This window comes from Celeribacter naphthalenivorans, assembly GCF_020524585.1.
Classification (GTDB): Bacteria; Pseudomonadota; Alphaproteobacteria; order Rhodobacterales; family Rhodobacteraceae; genus Celeribacter; species Celeribacter naphthalenivorans.
Window position 1 is genome coordinate 504,875 of sequence record NZ_JAIVLK010000002.1, and the last position, 17,542, is coordinate 522,416.

Annotated in this window: 13 protein-coding genes; 7 read left to right on the plus strand and 6 right to left on the minus strand. The window is 61.2% G+C overall.

Annotated features, from left to right (window positions below; genetic code table 11):
* Positions 1–34 precede the first annotated feature (34 nt).
* On the plus strand, positions 35–1,021 hold the full coding sequence (gene dusA / locus LC094_RS06150; protein WP_226550888.1) for a tRNA dihydrouridine(20/20a) synthase DusA: 987 nt from the start codon (positions 35–37) through the stop codon (positions 1,019–1,021).
* Between the two features lie 17 nt (positions 1,022–1,038).
* Entirely contained in the window at positions 1,039–1,851 is an 813-nt protein-coding gene (locus tag LC094_RS06155) for a class I SAM-dependent methyltransferase (RefSeq protein WP_226550890.1), read from the plus strand.
* A 6-nt stretch (positions 1,852–1,857) separates the two neighbouring features.
* On the opposite strand, the gene LC094_RS06160 is transcribed toward LC094_RS06155, so the two are convergent.
* Positions 1,858–5,583, minus strand: a complete 3,726-nt coding sequence (locus LC094_RS06160) for an efflux RND transporter permease subunit (protein ID WP_226550891.1) — start codon at positions 5,581–5,583, stop codon at positions 1,858–1,860.
* A complete protein-coding gene (locus LC094_RS06165) occupies positions 5,580–6,734 on the minus strand; it encodes an efflux RND transporter periplasmic adaptor subunit (protein WP_226550892.1) in 1,155 nt (384 codons plus the stop codon). Before LC094_RS06165 ends, LC094_RS06160 begins: the two co-directional genes overlap by 4 nt.
* A gap of 413 nt (positions 6,735–7,147) precedes the next feature.
* On the opposite strand from LC094_RS06165, the gene LC094_RS06170 reads away from it, so the two are divergent.
* The 3 genes from LC094_RS06170 (at position 7,148) to der (ending at position 10,798) form a co-directional block, all read left to right on the plus strand.
* Positions 7,148–7,801: a hypothetical protein gene (locus tag LC094_RS06170; RefSeq protein WP_226550893.1), complete on the plus strand. Its 654-nt coding sequence runs from the start codon at positions 7,148–7,150 to the stop codon at positions 7,799–7,801.
* Positions 7,802–7,857: 56 nt separating this feature from the next.
* Positions 7,858–9,189, plus strand: a complete 1,332-nt coding sequence (locus LC094_RS06175; protein WP_226550894.1) for a PQQ-like beta-propeller repeat protein — start codon at positions 7,858–7,860, stop codon at positions 9,187–9,189.
* Positions 9,190–9,280: 91 nt separating this feature from the next.
* The gene (gene der / locus LC094_RS06180) at positions 9,281–10,798 is read left to right on the plus strand and encodes a ribosome biogenesis GTPase Der (protein ID WP_226550895.1); all 1,518 of its coding nucleotides are present in this window, start codon (positions 9,281–9,283) and stop codon (positions 10,796–10,798) included.
* Positions 10,799–10,873: 75 nt separating this feature from the next.
* On the opposite strand, the gene xth is transcribed toward der, so the two are convergent.
* The 4 genes from xth to LC094_RS06200 all read right to left on the minus strand — a co-directional run bounded on the left by xth (position 10,874) and on the right by LC094_RS06200 (position 14,222).
* Positions 10,874–11,704 (minus strand): exodeoxyribonuclease III, encoded by an 831-nt coding sequence (gene xth, locus LC094_RS06185; RefSeq protein ID WP_226550897.1) that lies wholly within the window; start codon positions 11,702–11,704, stop codon positions 10,874–10,876.
* Between the two features lie 298 nt (positions 11,705–12,002).
* Positions 12,003–13,199, minus strand: coding sequence for a BaiN/RdsA family NAD(P)/FAD-dependent oxidoreductase (locus LC094_RS06190; protein WP_226550899.1), 1,197 nt, complete (start codon positions 13,197–13,199; stop codon positions 12,003–12,005).
* Positions 13,200–13,314: 115 nt separating this feature from the next.
* Positions 13,315–13,659 (minus strand): hypothetical protein, encoded by a 345-nt coding sequence (locus LC094_RS06195; protein ID WP_226550900.1) that lies wholly within the window; start codon positions 13,657–13,659, stop codon positions 13,315–13,317.
* Between the two features lie 230 nt (positions 13,660–13,889).
* Positions 13,890–14,222 carry a HesB/IscA family protein gene (locus LC094_RS06200; protein WP_226550901.1) on the minus strand — a complete coding sequence of 111 codons (333 nt, stop codon included), beginning with the start codon at positions 14,220–14,222 and terminating at the stop codon, positions 13,890–13,892.
* 155 nt (positions 14,223–14,377) lie between these two features.
* Between LC094_RS06200 and LC094_RS06205 the strand changes: the two genes are divergently transcribed.
* Together LC094_RS06205 and LC094_RS06210 are read left to right on the plus strand one after the other, a co-directional pair.
* Positions 14,378–15,550, plus strand: coding sequence for a deoxyguanosinetriphosphate triphosphohydrolase (locus LC094_RS06205; RefSeq protein ID WP_226550902.1), 1,173 nt, complete (start codon positions 14,378–14,380; stop codon positions 15,548–15,550).
* 46 nt (positions 15,551–15,596) lie between these two features.
* Entirely contained in the window at positions 15,597–17,537 is a 1,941-nt protein-coding gene (locus LC094_RS06210; RefSeq protein WP_226550903.1) for a cation:proton antiporter, read from the plus strand.
* The last annotated feature ends 5 nt before the right edge of the window (positions 17,538–17,542 follow it).

Here is a 17,542-nt window from a genome sequence, read left to right on the forward strand (position 1 = left end):
CGCTGCTGCCCGAGATCTGTCTGAAAGCCCTGAAATGAGCCGTTTGCCCCTGAATTTAGAGCAGGCCGCCCGCCTGTCCGTCGCCCCGATGATGGATTGGACGGACCGCCATTGCCGCTATCTGCATCGGCTGATGTCGCATCATGCGCTGTTGTACACGGAGATGGTGACGTCCCCCGCTTTGGTGCGTGGCGGCGCGCTGCATTTGCTCGATTATAACCCGGAAGAGCATCCTGTCGCGCTGCAACTCGGCGGGTCCGATCCGGCGGAGTTGAAGGCGGCGACGGCGCTTTGTGTCGAACGCGGCTATGACGAGGTGAACCTTAACGTCGGCTGCCCCTCGGACCGGGTGCAATCGGGGGCCTTCGGCGCCGTGCTGATGAAATCGCCCGATCTTGTGGCGGACTGTGTGAGTGCCATGCAGGAGGGCGCGGGTGACGTGCCGGTGACGGTGAAATGCCGGATCGGGGTGGACGATCAGGACCCCACAGAGGTGCTGCCTGACTTTTTGGAAAAGATGCGCGGCGCGGGTGTGACGCGGATCACGGTGCATGCCCGCAAGGCTTGGCTCGAAGGCCTCAGCCCGAAGGAAAACCGCGACATTCCGCCTCTGGATTACGCCCTCGTGCATGAGATGAAACGCGCCTTTCCCGAGCTGCATCTGTCGATCAACGGCGGTGTGCAAAGCCTTGAAACGGTTGAGGAAGAGTTGAATGTCATGGATGGCGTCATGGTCGGTCGTGCGGCCTATCATCAGCCCTATGACATTTTGGGTCAGGCCGATCAAAAGGTGTTCGGTGACGCCCGCCAAGCTCTGAGCCGTGCCGAGGTGGTCTTCGCGATGGAGGACTACATCGGGCGGCATGTCGCGGATGGTGGCAAGCTGGCGCAGGTGACCAAACACATGCTCGGGCTGTTTGCCGGTCAACCCGGCGCGCGGCGGTGGAAACGTGTGCTGTCCGAGGGCGCGCACAAAGACGGCGCAGGGTTTGATTTGGTGCGCGAGGCTTTGCCGCGCTGACATCGTCGGAGACGGACATGATGACAGAGACACCCAATTGGTTCGAGGCCACAGACGCCAACAGAGCCGCTTGGAACGCGTCTGCGCATTTACATGGGGCGGGGGCGGGCTGGGAGGCGCTTTTACAGGCAGCTTCTGAGCCGGGGTTTTCCACCTTCGATGCCTGTTTGACGGAGACGCTCTCCGGGCTCGATCTCAAAGGCAAGCGCGCGGTTCAAGTTGGCTGCAACAACGGGCGCGAGCTTTTGTCTCTGGCGTCTTTCGGGGCGGTGCCTGTGGCGGGGATCGACCAATCCGGCGCGTTTCTGGATCAGGCGCGGGTCTTGTCCGAGGCTGCGCAAATTGCGCCGAACTGGATCGAGGCCAATATTTACGATCTGCCCTCCGACATCGGCACGTTTGATTTTGTCCTGATCACCATTGGCGTGCTCAACTGGATGCCCGACCTGCCGCGGTTCTTCGAGATCGTCGCGGGGCTGATGGCCCCCGGCGCGCAACTGGTGATCTACGAGACACATCCGGTTCTGGAGATGTTCGATTACGAGGCGGAGACGCCGTTCGAGCCGTCGTTCAACTATTTCCAAACCGCGCCGCTGAGCGCGACCGAGACGTTTTCCTATGACGGGGTGGACCACGGCGAAGGCACGGTGAGCTATTGGTATTTTCACACCATGGGCGAGATCGTGACATCTTGCGTGCAGGCGGGGCTTAAGATCATGCGTCTGACAGAGCACGGCCACAGCAACCGCGAGCCGGAATATGACATTTACGCGGGGCGCGCGGCGCAATTGCCGATGAGCTACACGCTGCTGGCCGCGCGCGACGGGTGAGGGGCCTCACTCCGCCGCGTCTTTGCCGATCTTCCCAGTTTCAATCTTCCCAGTTTCAATTTTCCTTGTCTCCGGGCGTTCCGGTTCGACCTCGATCACGCTTTCGGGCGTGGCCATGGGCTGTTCGACCGGGCGCTGTTTCGGTGCGGTTTGGGAGACGCGGGTGGCATCGAAGCTGTCGGGCGCGGCCCAGCCATCCTCTCCGGTGCTCCAGACAAATTCCGGGTTCTTGGCACGTTTGGCCTCGCGACGCAGGCGGAAGTCTTCGGCAGAACGGCTTTGGCGGCCCATCTGGGTCATCAGCCGCATCCAGACATGGTGCAAAATATCCCAGAACCAGACCCGAAGCGCCAGCATCGCGGGCGTGAAGATCAGCGTCAGAACAGTGGCGATGCCGAGGCCGAAAACGACGGCGGTGGCAAGGTTGGTCCAGAACTGAGCGGTCGGCGAATTGATCGTGTAGCCGCCGTTGATGAAGTCCAAAGACAGGCCAAACATCATCGGCGTCAGACCCGCCATGGTGGTGATCGTGGTCAAAAGCACAGGCCGGATGCGGTCTTCGGCAGTGCGCACGATGGCCTCGATCCGAGGCATGTAGCGGGAATATTCCTGATAGGTATCAATGAGAACGATGTTGTTGTTCACCACGATGCCCGCAAGCGCAACGACGCCCGTGCCGGTCATTATCATGCCAAAGGTCATATCCATCACCAAAAGCCCGATCAGCACACCCGCCGTGGACATCACCACCGCCATGAGCACCAGCACCGAGTTGTAGAAGGAGTTGAACTGGGCCAAGAGGATGATGAACATCAGCGCCAGAGCGGCACCAAAGGCCTTGCCGAGAAACTCGCCGGTTTCCTTTTGCTCTTCGTCGTCGCCGGTCCATTCCCAAGCGACACCTTGGGGCAGGGGATTTTCACTCTCGAGCCATGCGGTCAGCGTTTCGATCCGCTCGGTGGGCGTGATCGTGACGCCATCTTCGCGGGTCAGTCCACTGTCGACCGCCGCTTTCACATCGTAATAGCGTTGCTGATCGACGCGGGAGATGGAGGCGAGTTTCGCCACAGGTTCGCGGGTGATGAAATTCGACAGCGGCACCAGCCCGTCCATGGTGCGCACCTTGAGCGTGTCCAGGGTCGAGAGCACGCGGAACTCCTCGGGCAGGCGGACGCGGATGTCGATTTCCTCGTCCGAACTGTCGACCCGCATGGTGTCGAGCGTGATGCCACGGGTGACAAGCTGGATCATCCCGCCGACGGTGGCCACATCCGCACCAAACCGCCCGGCCTTCTCGACGTCCACGTCGATCTGCCAGTCGATGCCGGGCAGGGGGCGGGTGTCTTCGGTGTCGGCCAGCGCTTCGGTCGCATCGAATTTGGCGCGCACGATCTCGGTTGCCTCTTCCAAGAGGCCGAAATCGTCGGATTTGAGCCGCAAATGCACGGGTTTCGCCGAAGCAGGCCCCATCGCGAGGTTCAGCGTTTCGGTCTGAATGCCGGGCAGTTTCGCCAGTTTCGCCTCGATCTGATCGAGCACGTAGTTGCCGTCATACTCGGGGCGCACATGGGTGTCCTCGAAGAACAGAAAACCGTCTTTCGTCTCCGTCGGGCGGTCCTCCCAAGGGATCAACTCGACCTGGATCTGCCCGATGGTGTCACGCGGCGCAGAGCCGCCGCCGGTGTTGGAATTGAGGCCGCCGTCACCGGCGAACACGAAAGCATTGTCGACGCCGGGTTGGGCGAGCACGATGTTTTCGGCCTGCCGCACCAGCGCGTCTTTTTCCGTGAGCGACAGGTTGCCGCGCGCTTTGACGTAGATGATCGCCTGCTCCGGCTCGGTGGCGGCGAAAAATTCGATGCCTTTGTTGTTCTTGCCATAATAGCCAAAGACCGAAATGACCGCGAAAATCACGGCCAGAATGGTGACGACGGGCATCACCGGGTTGCCAGCGATGAAATGGGTGAAATGGCCGAAGGGCGAGCGTTTGTAACCGGCGTCGACCTTTTTGCGTTTGCGCTCGATGCGCGCCGCCGAGAGCGTGATGCCGGTGAAGGCGGAGCCTGCGAGGAACAACACGGCGCCGAGGGCTGTGGGCCAAAAGCCGTCCGGGTCTGCGAGAAGATAGCTCGGGTTCATCAACTGCATCAGCCCGAGGAAGACCATATAGGCAGAAGGCACGACCAGAACCGCACGCAGCCAATAGGGCGTGGTGGCGCGCAGGCCGCTTGAAAGATAATCAAACAGGCGCGCAATGCGGCCCGAGACGCCGCCCATAACGGGCAGGTAAATCAAAGCGACGATCAAGGAGGCGGAGAGCACGAAAATGATCGTGACCGGCAGCATCCCCATGAATTCGCCCGCCACACCGGGCCAGAACAGCATCGGCAAAAAGGCGCATAGCGTGGTGGCGGTCGATGACACGATGGGCCAGAACATGCGTTTCGCGGCCTCGACAAAGGCGGCCATGGGGCCGGTGCCTTCCTCCATCTTGCGGTCGGCATATTCCACCACGACGATGGCGCCATCGACCAGCATGCCGACGGCCAAAATCAACCCGAACATGACGATGTTCGAGATGGTGATGTCCATCAGACCCAAAAGGATGAAGCACAACAGGAAAGACGTCGGGATGGCGAAACCGACCAACAAAGACGAGCGGATGCCCAAGGAGGCCAGCACCACGATCATCACCAAAGCGATGGCGGTCAGAACCGAGCCTTCGAGCTGGCTCACCATCGACGACACCTGCCGCGATTGATCGTTGGAGGTTCCAACCACAATGGCCTGCCGGAGCGGTTCGGGCCATGTGGAGAATTCGGCCTCGACCTCTTGTTTGACGATCTCCACCGTGTCGATGATCGGAAAGCCTTTGCGTTTCACGACCTGAAGCGCCACGGTGTTTTCGCCGTTGAACCGCGCCGTGCCCACGCGATCCTCAAAAGTCAGACGAATGTCCGCCAGATCGCCCAGTGTCACCACGCGGTCGCCGTTGACCTTGACCGGCAGCTCCATGACATCGCGCTGATCGTTGAAAGAGGCGGGGATTTTGACCGAGAATGTGCCTTGATCCGTTTCGACCTCACCGGCGGCGACCAATTGGTTGTTGCTGGTCACCACGGTGATCAATTCGGCGGCGGTGACATTGTAACTTTCCAACCGCAGCGGGTCGATTTCGACCTCCAGCATTTCGTCGCGGTGACCGGTGAGCTGCGCTTCCAAGACGGGTTCCAGACCTTCGAGCCGGTCCTGCATCTGTTTGGCGTATTTCACCAAAGTGCGCTCCGGCACGGGGCCGGTGAGGTTCACGATCAGGATCGGAAACTCGGAAAAATTGACCTCGGAGATAGTGTAACTGTCGGCGCCTTCCGGGAATTCCGCCTCGACGCGGCCCATGCGGTCGCGCACATCGGCGATGATTTTGGTCTTGTCCCAACCGAATTCGAACTCCAACCAGATGCCCGCGTAATTCTCGGCGGCCGTGGCCGACATGGTGTCGAGCCCGTCGAGGTCAGAGAGCTCCGTCTCCATCGGTTTGACCAAGAGCTTTTCCGCGTCTTCGGCGGAAATGCCGGGGAATTGCACCGAAACGTACAGGCCGGGAATTTCAATGTCCGGCTCGCCCTCTTTCGGCAGGCTGACATAGGCATAGGCGCCCGCGATCAAGGTGAGCGCCACGAAGGCGAGGATCATCCGGGCGCGCTCGCCCGCCCAATCGACGAGGCCGGTCATTGGCCGATCTCCCCGGATGGTTCTGCGGAGGATTCGGCGTCATCGGCGGCATCTTCACCCTCGAAATGCGGATCGACCAACACACCCGCGCGGACGAATTCTTGACCCACAGTGATGATGTCGGCACGCTCGGGAAGACCCGCGACCCAAATGCCTTCGCGGGTGTCGCGCAGCACCGTGATGGGCGCGAACTCGACACGGTTCTCAGGCCCAACAAGCCGCAACCCGATGCGGCCCTCGTCATCCAGCGTGAGCGAGGATTGCGCCACGAGATGCGCCTCGACACCGGCGGAGGCGATGGCGATCTCGACGGTCTGGCCATCGCGGATGGCGAAATCGGGATTCGGCACGGCGATCTCGACGCGGAAGGTGCGGGTGGCCGGATCGGCGGAGCGCGACAGGAAGCTGACCTGACCCATCACCCGGTCCCCGGTGATCAGCCGTGCACTGGACATGGCGCCCAATTTGACCTTTGTCACATCGCTCTCGGATGCGTAGCCCACAAGTTTGATCGGGTCGAGCTGGATCACGGTCGCGCAGGTGGCCCCCGCCGACAGGACTGTCCCAAGCTCCGCCGTGTCGCTTTCCAAAAGCCCCGCAAAGGGCGCTTTGATCACCAGATTCTCGATGTCACGCTCGACTTGGGCGACAGCGGCCCGCGCGCTTTCGACACCGGCCTCGGCGGAGAGAATCTGCGTCTCTGAGGCATAGCCTCCGGAGGCGAGTTTGCGGGCATTGGCCAGCGCCACCTCGGCCTCTGAGAGCGCCGCGCGGGCCTGAGCGAGGCTCGAATCGCGGGTGCCCCGGTCGATTTCGCAAAGCGCTTGGCCGCCCGTGACCGTCGCGCCTTTGCGCAGTGGTTCGTTGATCACGCGGCCTGTGGTTTCCGCCGTGACCTCGACGCTGCGCGCGGCTTCGGTTTCGCCGCGCAGGACGACGCCGGTTTCAAGCGTTTGTGCCGTGGAATGGCGCGCGACGACGGAGACCGCGGTGTCGCCTACGGTGGCTTTCTCGGCGGGCGGCGCGAAGTCTTCGCGGATCTCTGCCGTTTCGGTCTCTGCGGGGGCGCCGGTCAGGCGGTCGCGTTCAAAGATGAACAGGTACAGGCCCACGGTCACAAGCAGGGCAATAAGGATGGAAACGATACGCATGGTGGTCTGTCCCTGTACTTCAGTCTTGCGGCGGTCTTTTGATCTCGTCTCTGATTATACGGTTGGGCCGAGGCGATGGATCAAGCTTATCACGCTTTCAAGAGTTAATGGCTTTAACATTGCGGCCAAGATGGGGAAGCTCCGCGACATTCACAAGATCGTGTCGCGCTTTTTTCACCCTATTTCGAGGATTTTTGCCGCGTCACAGGGCGGCTGGGGCGTATTTGTAGAGAGGGGGATGGTTCCCAACTCTGTTTTCGCACAACGCACCGTTCCCTTCGTGAGCGACGCGCAGATGAAAGGCCGGGTCTTGGCAATCTGGCGAAGATCGGGGTAAGAGGGGGCACGAGTTTTTAAAAACGATAGGACTCTCAAGCGCGGTGATGCGCGCAGGGTCAGGGCAGGGGGCAGACGTGAGCCACAGCGATACCTTTATCGAGGAAGTGACCGAAGAGGTCCGCCGCGACAAATTCTATGGCTTTCTGAAGAAATACGGCTGGATTGGAATCGTTGCCGTGCTGGCCCTCGTGGGCGGCGCGGCTTTCAACGAATATTCCAAGGCTCAGGCACGCGCTGAGGCCGAGGCCACGGGCGACGCTCTGACCGTAGCCCTCGGACAAGAGACCGACGCGGCCCGCGCCGAAGCGTTGGGGCAGGTCACCGCCGAGGGCGACGCCCGCGTGATCGCGGCCATGCTGCGCGCAGGCGAATTGCATGCGGCGGGCGACGCCAAGGCGGCGCTGTCGGTTTTGGCGCCTTTGATGGCCGACGATATGCTGGCGCCGGTCTACCGTGATCTAGCTGTGCTGAAATCCGCCATGATCGGCGCCGGAGAGATTGCGCCAGAAGACCGGGTGACGCAACTGGCCGCCATCGCCAGCCCCGGTGCGCCCTATCGGCTTTTGGCCGAGGAACAAATTGCCGCCGCTCAGGTTGAAATGGGCGAGGTTCAGGCCGCGATCGAGGGCTATCGGGCCATTTCGCAGGATGTCGAGGCAAGTAATGCCTTGCGTCGGCGCGCGGCACAGATGATTGTGGCCCTTGGGGCCGATCCCGTGGCTGAGTAAGAGTAGTCTGCATGCAAGAGATGCATCGGGATCGTGTGAAGAAAGGGAGTGCGGGTATGATCGGTCGATCTGGCAAAGCGGGACTGTTCGTAGCGATGCTGGCGCTGACCGCCTGTGGCGCGGGGCGTGAGGAGATTCTGTCTGGCCCGCGTGTCGATTTGCGTGATGGCTCGCCGCTGGCGAATGCCGACACGGGACCGGTTCAGAACCGCAGCGTGGCGATCTCACTGGGGCAACAGGTGTCGCGCGATGCCTGGACCATGACCGGTGCCGGGCGGATGCATGCCTCGGGCCATAACGCCTTTACCTCTGGCACACCGTCTCTCGCATGGACCTCTGACATCGGTCAGGGCAAGACCCGCAAAACCCGTATGACGGTCGACCCGGTCGCCGCCCAAGGTGTTGTGGTGGCGATGGATGCCGAAGCACGTTTGACGGCGGTCTCCGCCAGCACGGGCGGCACGGTCTGGTCCGTCGATCTGACGCCTGCGGGCGAAAAAGCCGGCAAGGTCTTCGGCGGTGCTTTGGCGATCTCCGGCAATGTGGTCTATGCGACCACGGGCTACGGCGATCTCGTGGCGCTTGATCTGAAATCTGGCGGCGAGATTTGGCGCCAACGCCTCGATTCCGTCGGCGCGGCGGGTCTGACGGTCTATGACGGTCTGGCCTATGTCACCGCAGGCAACGGCACGGCTTGGGCGGTTCAGACCTCCGACGGGCGCGTCAAATGGCAGATCTCCGGCCCCGAAAGCGTGACCTCGCGCGCAGGCGCGGTATCGCCCGCCGTCTCCGACAAATTCGCGATCCTGCCCTTTGCCTCGGGCGATCTCTACGGCGTGTTCCGCCAAGGTGGCATCCGCTATTGGACCGCCTCTCTGGCCGGTCAGCGCAAGGGCGTGGTCTACGCCAACGTCTCCGACATCACCTCCGATCCGGTGGTGGTGGGCAACACCTTCTATGTCGGCAATCAGGCCGGGCGCTATGCGGCGTTCAACCTCGAGACCGGCACGCGCATCTGGACGGCGGATGAGGGCGCGTATAGCCCGGCGTCCATCGTCGGCGGCTCTGTCTTTATCGTCACGGATCGCAACGAGTTGGTGCGCCTGTCCGCGTCCTCTGGTGAGCGCATCTGGGGCGTGCAACTGCCGTATTTCACCACCGATAAGGTGCGCAAACGCAAAACCGTCTTTGCCCATTACGGTCCGGTTGCCGCGGGTGGCAAACTCTGGGTCGCCTCTGACGATGGTGTGCTGCGCGGCTTTGATCCGGCCTCCGGTGCTCTGGTGTCTTCGGTCTCGCTGCCGAAAGGGGCCACGTCCGATCCGATCGTTGTCGGCGGTGTGATGTATCTTCTGCTCGAAGACGGTTCTCTGGCCGCTTTGCGCTAAAGCGTTTTTCGAGACGCGCATGAAATCTCTTTGACGAGCGGCCCCGAACACGTGTATCGGGGCCGCTTGACACTTGTTTTGGAGCCTGTCCATGTCCTTTTCGCTTGCCCTTGTCGGTCGTCCCAATGTGGGCAAATCGACCCTGTTCAACCGCCTTGTCGGGCGGCGGCTGGCTTTGGTCGATGACCAGCCGGGCGTGACGCGCGATCTGCGTGAGGGCGAGGCCAAGCTTGGCGATCTGCGGTTCACCGTGATCGACACGGCGGGGCTGGAGGAAGCCACCGACGAGAGCCTTCAGGGCCGGATGCGCAAGCTCACCGAACGTGCGGTCGATATGGCGGACGTGTGCCTCTTTATGGTCGATGGGCGTGCAGGCGTGCTGCCCGCCGATGAGGTCTTTGCCGAGATCCTGCGCAAACGCGCGAAACATGTGATCCTCGCCGTGAACAAGGCCGAGGGGCAGGCGGGCGAGAGCGGATTTCTTGAGGCCTATGGGCTGGGCATTGGCGAACCTTTGCGGCTCTCGGCCGAACATGGCGAGGGCATGCCGGATCTCTACGAGGCGCTCAAACCGCTGGCGGAAGAGTTCGATATTCGTTCTGCCGAAGAGCAACCCGAGGTCGATGTCGAACTGACCGAGGAAGAGCAGGAGCTGGGCGAGGGCGAAGACATCGGCGGCGCGTCGCGTGATTTCACCCTCGACAAACCGCTTCAGATCGCCGTCGTGGGCCGTCCGAACGCCGGGAAATCGACGCTGATCAACAAGCTCTTGGGCGAAGATCGTTTGCTCACCGGTCCCGAGGCCGGGATCACCCGCGACAGTATTTCCGTGACCATGACCTGGAACGGCACGCCGGTGCGGGTGTTCGACACGGCGGGGATGCGCAAAAAGGCCAAGGTGCAGGAAAAGCTTGAAAAGCTTTCCGTCGCCGATGGTTTGCGCGCGGTGAAATTCGCCGAGGTCGTGGTCGTTTTGCTCGACGTCTCGATCCCCTTTGAACAGCAAGACCTGCGCATCGCCGATTTGGCCGAACGCGAAGGCCGCGCCGTGGTGATCGCGGTGAACAAATGGGACGAGGAAAAAGACAAATCCAACAAGGCGAAAGAGCTGCGCGAAGAGTTCGCGCGTCTCTTGCCACAGCTTCGTGGCGCGCAATTGGTGACCGTGTCGGCGATGACCGGCAAGAACCTCGACAAGCTTCAGGAAGCCATTTTGAATGCCCATGCGATCTGGAACCGCCGTGTGTCGACCTCGCGTCTGAACTCTTGGCTCGGCGCCATGACCCAGGCCCACCCGCCGCCCGCGCCCGGCGGCCGTCGGATCAAGCTTCGCTACATGACGCAGGTGAAAGCCCGCCCGCCGCAATTCGTGGTGATGTGCTCGCACCCCGACGAGTTGAACGACAGCTATAAACGCTATCTGATCAATGGGTTGCGCGAAGATTTTGATATGCCGGGGACGCCGATCCGGCTGTTCTTCCGCTCTCAGTCGGACAAGAACCCCTATAAAAACAAGACGAAATCGACGCCGTCGCGGCTGCGCAAACATTTGGGCAAAGACCGTGCCGATGCGCCGAAGCCCAAGAAACAGCGGCCTCCGAAGCGGTAAAACGCTACGCGTTTTGCCTTCGGCGAGGATATTTAGAGACAAAAGAAGAGGGGCCTTGTGCCCCTCTTTTTTACTTTAGAGACCGAGATCGACCCAGATCGGGACGTGATCGGAGGGCTTGTCTTTGGCGCGCGTGTAGGCGTCGATTTGACAGTCGGTCAAAAGGTCTGCGGCCTGCGGCGACAAGAGGAAATGGTCGATGCGGATGCCGTCGTTTTTCTGGAACGCGCCCGCCTGATAATCCCAGAACGTATAGGTCTCCGGCGCGCCGTTGCGCACGCGGAGCGCGTCCGTCAGGCCGAGGTTCATGAGGCTGCGGTACTTGGCGCGGCTCTCAGGGCGGAACAGCGCGTCCTCTTTCCACGCCTCGGGGCGTTTGGCGTCCTCAGGCTGCGGGATCAGGTTGTAATCGCCCGCCATGAGGAAGGGCTGTTCCTCGGCCAAAAGTTCTTGCGCGCGGGCTGTCAGTCGGTCGAACCATTTGAGTTTGAAGTCATATTTCGATCCGGGCACAGGCGCGCCGTCGCTGTCGAGATCAACCGGGTTGCCATTTGGCAGGTAAAGCCCGCAGATGCGGATCGCGCCCTTGTCGCCGACCACGGTGGCCTCGATGTAGCGGGCCTCTTCGTCGTCGGCGCCGTCGCGGCCTGCGCCTTCGGCGTCGGGAAGGCCACGGGTGACGTCTTCCAGCGGCAGTTTCGACAGGAGCGCGACGCCGTTGAACGACTTTTGTCCATGGGTTTCAACGTTGTAGCCCATGTCTTCGAACAGCTCGCGGGGGAAGTTTTCGTCGACGGATTTGATCTCTTGCAAGATCGCCACATCCGGCTCGGCCTCTTTTAGCCAGTCTTGCAGGGCATTCACCCGCGCTTTGATGCCGTTGATGTTGAAGCTGGCGATTTTCATGACGGCTCTCCTTGGTTTGCCCCTTTTTAGGGGGCGCGTCCGGCGAGGGAAAGGGAATGTTGGCAGAAGCGCGAAGCGAGGGGCGCGGAATTCAGGGGCGAACCTGCGCTAAGGGTGCGATGGATGAACTTTTATGGGGTGTTAAGGTTAATTGATGTTAAGGTTAATGGGCGTTAAGGTTAATGCCTGTTAACCTTAACGTTAGGTGAAAGCGGGAGGTTTCAGTCGAAGACCGAAGGGGCATTGGGAGAGGCGACTGAGCGGAAACAGTGGGTTGCGCAGGTTTCAAAAGGAGCCTTCAGCTCTGGGCCGCAATCGCCCGGCCCGCCGCCGCCGCCGAGGCCCAGGCCCATTGGAAATTATAGCCGCCGAGCCAGCCGGTGACATCCACCACTTCGCCGATGAAATAAAGCCCGGGCACGGATTTGGCCTCCATGGTTTTCGACGACAATCCATCGGTGTCCACGCCGCCCAAAGTGACTTCGGCGGTGCGGTAGCCTTCGGAGCCGGTGGGTTTCAAAGTCAGCCCATGGAGCTGATCGGCGAGCGCGCGGAGCGCCTTGTCGGAGTGATCGGCGAGGTTGCCCTTTAGCTGAAATTTCTCTGCCAAAGCCGTCGCGAGTTTGGCGGGAAAGAGCGTCGCCAGCGCCGTTTGCATCTGGCGCCGGCCATTTTGGCTGCGCTCGGATTTCAGCGCTTCAAATGCATCTTGTCCGGGCAGAAGATCGACGGTGATCGCATCGCCTTCGCGCCAATAGTTCGACACTTGCAGCACCGAAGGGCCGGAGAGTCCGCGATGGGTGAACAAAAGCGCCTCATCGAAAGAGGTGCCATTCGCCGTCACCCGCGCCTCCAGCGCTGTGCCGGAAAGCGGTGCGATCCAGTCGAGCTCATGCGGCGCAAAGGTCAGAGGCACGAGGCCGGGGCGGGTGTCGAGAACCGTGAGGCCGAACTGGTCGGCGATCTGGTAGCCCAGCCCGGTGGCGCCCATTTTGGGGATCGACTTGCCCCCCGTGGCGACGACGAGGTTGCGACACTGAACAGGGGTGCCGTTCAGCGTGACGATGAACTGATGTCCGTCGTGGCGGATGTCGCCCACCTCTGTGGACAGGCGGATCTCGGCGCTTCGCGCCTCACTCAGCAGCATGTCGATGATCGCGGCGGATTTGCCGTCACAGAACAACTGACCCAGACCTTTTTCCGGGTTTTTCTCATGCCAAGTTATGCTGTGCCGTGCCAGAAGATCGATGAAATCCCATTGCGTGTAACGCGCCAGAGCGGATTTCATGAAATGCGGATTGGCGGAGAGGTAGTTTTGCGCCTCGGCATAGAGATTGGTGAAATTGCACCGCCCGCCACCGGAAATGCGCACCTTGTCGGCCGGGCGTTTGGCGTGATCGACGACCAGCACGGACGCGCCCTTTTCAGTGGCGAATTTCGCGCAGAAAAGCCCGGCAGCGCCCGCGCCCAAGATGATCGTGTCAAACTGTTCCATAGCCCGGTTTGAGCAGGGCGCGGGACACATTGCAAGCCCGGAAACTCCTCCGGTGGTAGAACCAAAAAAGGCCCCCGAAACGGGAGCCTTTTGTAAGACTGTGGGAGGGGCAGTCTTAGTTGTCGTTCACTTCGGCACTCGCAGCCGGGGTGGTGGTGTCGCCGGTGTAGAGCACGGTGAGCACGTCATTCAGGGCAGGCGTGCGGAAGTCGATGCGCACGTCTTTGTTCACGCCGGCTTTCACGGGAGCGGAGCCCAGCACTTTGCCTTCGACGCCGTCACGCGCGTTGTAGGCATAGATCACACCGGCGCTGTCGGAGCGCACCAGATCAAGGGTCACGCCGGAGTTGGTGTTCTGCGCGTACCCGGGTTTGATGTAGTTGCTGTCTGCGAAGGCGGCGGAGCCTGCGAGGGTGACAAGAGCGGCGGCGAGAACGGTTTTAACGGAATGTTTGGTCATGAGTATTGGTCCTTTTCACTGCGAGAGCGACAGGGATGCTCTCGTCTTGCCTCCTCATATTGTGCTTTTGGACGAGAAGGGTAGTCCGTGAAACTTCACAATGGTGTGTGCATAAAATGACATCACGAAGTTTTTATCTGTGCGTATGTGGAGGGGGGCGTTGGGCGCTGGCGCAATAAAAAGGAGGCCAAAAGGCCTCCGTCTTTTGGGCATTTGAGGGTGCCGAGGTCTTACATCGAAAACGACACGCCGCAGCCGCAGGCCGAGGTCGCATTCGGATTGTCGATCACGAACCGCGCGCCGATCAGCTCTTCGGTGAAATCGATCGTGGCGTTTTCCAAGAACGGCAGGGACACAGGGTCGATCACCACCGTGCCGCCATCGCCCGCCAGAACCACGTCGTCGTCAGCTGGCGCGTCCAGCGTGATGTCATATTGAAATCCCGAACAGCCGCCGCCCTCGACCGCCACGCGCAGGGCCTTCTCCTCGCCGGTTGCGGCGTTAATCTCGGCCAGACGAGCATAGGCGCGAGAGGTCACTTTCGGGGGCAGGGTGAGGGCCATGGTGTCGATCCCGGGGGTTCAGACTGAAAAAACAGTCCTTTATTGCGAAAAAGCGACGTCATCTGTTTGTCGCGGGTCTCTGAGCACAATATAGTTGTGGAAAACTCAGGCGACAAGGTGGGGGCGTGTAAGCCCCACTGTGGAAAAGAGAACAGATGTTGAAACCCTATGCAAGCCAGCCCAATGAGACGCGGGGCCGTCTCTACCCCGAGGAACTGTCGACATTCCGATCCCCCTTTCAGCGCGACCGCGACCGGATCATCCACTCCTCGGCCTTTCGCAGGCTGAAACACAAGACGCAGGTCTTCGTCGAACATGAGGGCGATTACTACCGCACGCGGCTCACCCATTCCATTGAGGTGGCGCAGGTGGCGCGGACCATGGCGGGGGCTTTGGGGTTGAACGAAGGTCTGGCGGAAGCGATTGCCCTGGCGCATGATCTGGGCCATTCGCCCTTCGGGCACACCGGCGAAGATGCGCTTGAGCTGTTGATGGAACCTTACGGCGGCTTCGATCACAACGCGCAGGCGCTTCGGATCGTCACCAAGCTGGAAAAGCACTACGCGACCTTCGATGGGCTGAACCTGACATGGGAAAGCCTTGAGGGCATTGCCAAGCACAACGGGCCTATTATCGGCCCCAATGCCGACAAAAAGAAACACCCCGACGATGCGCCTTTGCCCTATGCGCTCAAGGAGGTGAACGATCTCTTTGATCTGGAGTTGCACACCTTTGCCAGCGCCGAGGCGCAGGTGGCGGCGATTGCCGACGATGTGGCCTACAACCACCACGATCTGCACGACGGGCTGCGGGCGGGGCTGTTCACCGCCGAGGATCTGATGGAATTGCCGCTGACGGGACCGGCCTACGAAGAGGTCGACCGGCTCTATCCCGGCCTTGAGCGCAACCGGCGCGATCACGAGGCTTTGCGGCGGATTTTCGGCTATATGGTCGAGGATGTGCTGACCATCGCCACCAACCGTCTGGAGGCCGCCAAACCCGAAACGGCGCAGGATATCCGCGATATGGACCGGACGATCATTCGCTTCTCAAAGCCGTTCTTTCAAAACCTCAAAGCGATTAAATCCTTTTTGTTCAAACGGATGTATCGCGCACCTTCTGTCGTCAGGGAACGCCAGCGCGTCACTCATATGGTCAACACGCTCTTCCCTTTGTTCATGCAAAAGCCCGACCTTCTGCCCGCCGAATGGCGCCACGAGGTCGAGGCGGCGCAGACGGAAACCGAACTCGCGCGGATCGTGCTTGATTATGTTGCGGGCATGACGGACCGTTTTGCCATTCAGGAATTTGAACGACTTTGCGCCTGACGCGTTAGAGTGAGTATTTCGGCTGCAATGAAGTGAGGGCGCACAGATGGCCACAGAACAAGTGATGGGGCTGGGGCCGGTGGAGGCCTTTGCCCTCGTGGGTGTGCTGGGCGTTGGCTCGCAGTGGCTGGCCTGGCGTCTGAAACTGCCCGCGATTGTGCTGATGCTGGCCGCCGGGCTTTTGGTCGGGCCAGCTTTGGGCATTTTGGAGCCGCAGCGCGACATTGGCGAGCTGGTGCAGCCGCTGATTTCGCTCGCGGTTGCGGTGATCCTGTTCGAGGGCGGGCTGACGCTCGATCTGCATAAATTGGGCGATGCGCGCAAGGGCGTGACGCGGCTGGTGCTGATCGGCGCGCCTTTGGGATGGTTTCTGTCGTCTGCGGCGCTGCATTGGGGCGCGGGGCTTGGCTGGGAGGCCTCGACCGTGTTCGGCGGCATCATGGTGGTCACCGGTCCGACGGTGATCGCGCCGCTTTTGCGTCAGGCCAAATTGCAAAAACGGCCTGCGAACCTGTTGCAATGGGAGGCCATCGTCAACGATCCAGTCGGCGCGCTGGCCGCCGTTTTGGCCTTCGAATTCGTGCTTGTGGGCCGCGAGGCGGAGAGCCTGCCCGACGCGGTGACGCAATTGGCGCTCGGCATTGCCATCGCCATGGCCGTGGGCATCGCGGCGGGGGCTGCGATTTCCTACACTTTCCGTCGCGCTTACGTGCCGGAATATATGAAGGTGCCTGTGCTTTTCGCGACGCTTTTGGCGAGTTTTGCTTTCCCGAACATGATGTTGCACGAAAGCGGACTTTTGGCCGTGACCGTCATGGGCTTGATCATCGCCAATGCAGACCTGCCGTCTTTCGAAGAGCTCAGGCGGTTTAAGGAGCACGCGACGATCCTCTTGGTTTCGGGCGTTTTTATCCTCTTGGCGTCGTCGATGGATTTCGCCTCTCTGGGGCAACTCACCTGGCGTGCGGGGCTGTTCGTGGCCTTGGTGATCCTCGTGGCGCGGCCTTTGACGGTGCTGATCTCGCTGATTGGCACGGGGCTGCCACGCAATGAGAAACTGTTGATCGCGTTGACCGGCCCGCGCGGTGTCGTGCTGGTCGCCGTCGCCGGTCTTTTCGGTGAACGTCTGGCGCAGGCGGGTGTCGCTGACGGGGCTGTTGTCGGGCCTTTGGCCTTTGTTTTGGTGCTGGTCACGGTGGTGTTGCACGGCTTTACACTTGCCCCCATGGCGCGCGCGCTGGGGCTGGCGACGAGTGGCAAGCCTGGAGTTCTGATCCTTGGCGGCTCTCGCTTCACCACGGCGCTGGCCGAGGCGTTGAAGCGCGAAGAGGTGCCAGTGCTGATCGCCGACCCGAACCACGCGCGTTTGGTGCGGCCACGCGCGGCGGGGCTGCCGGTGTTTTACGGCGACATTCTGGGCGAGGCGGCGGAGGACAGTCTTGAGGTGCTGTCCTATGAGACCTTGATCGCGGCGACGGAGAATGATGCCTATAACACGCTTGTGGCCACGGATTTTGGCTCTGAATTCGGGCGGGATCAGGTCTGGCAACTGGCCCGTGTGAAAGGTGAGCGCGCGCGGCATGCATTGCCGCCGCAACTCGGCGGGCGGCCTTTTGGCGGCGGCAAGACCTATGGCGAGCTGGACGATCTGATGCGGCAGGGCTGGAAACTATCAGTCACGCCGCTCTCAGAGGATTACGGCTTTGATCAGTGGAAAGAGGACCGGCCCAAGGCGATGCTGTTGGGGCGGATGGGCACCGATGGCGTGTTCAAGCGGTTTTTGTCGGAAGATGCAGAGCTTTTGTTCCCGGGCCGCGCAGAGGCGGCGATCAAGGAGCTGCCCGAGGACCAGCGCGAAAGTGCGCGCGAGGCATTGATACGGCGGCGCACCGAGTTGCGGGTGAATGCGGCGCGGGGGCGGATGTCGCCGGGGGTCAAGCTTGTGTCGCTTGGTCCGCCGGAGGCTGAAAGCGCAAAGGCCGGCTAAGCCCC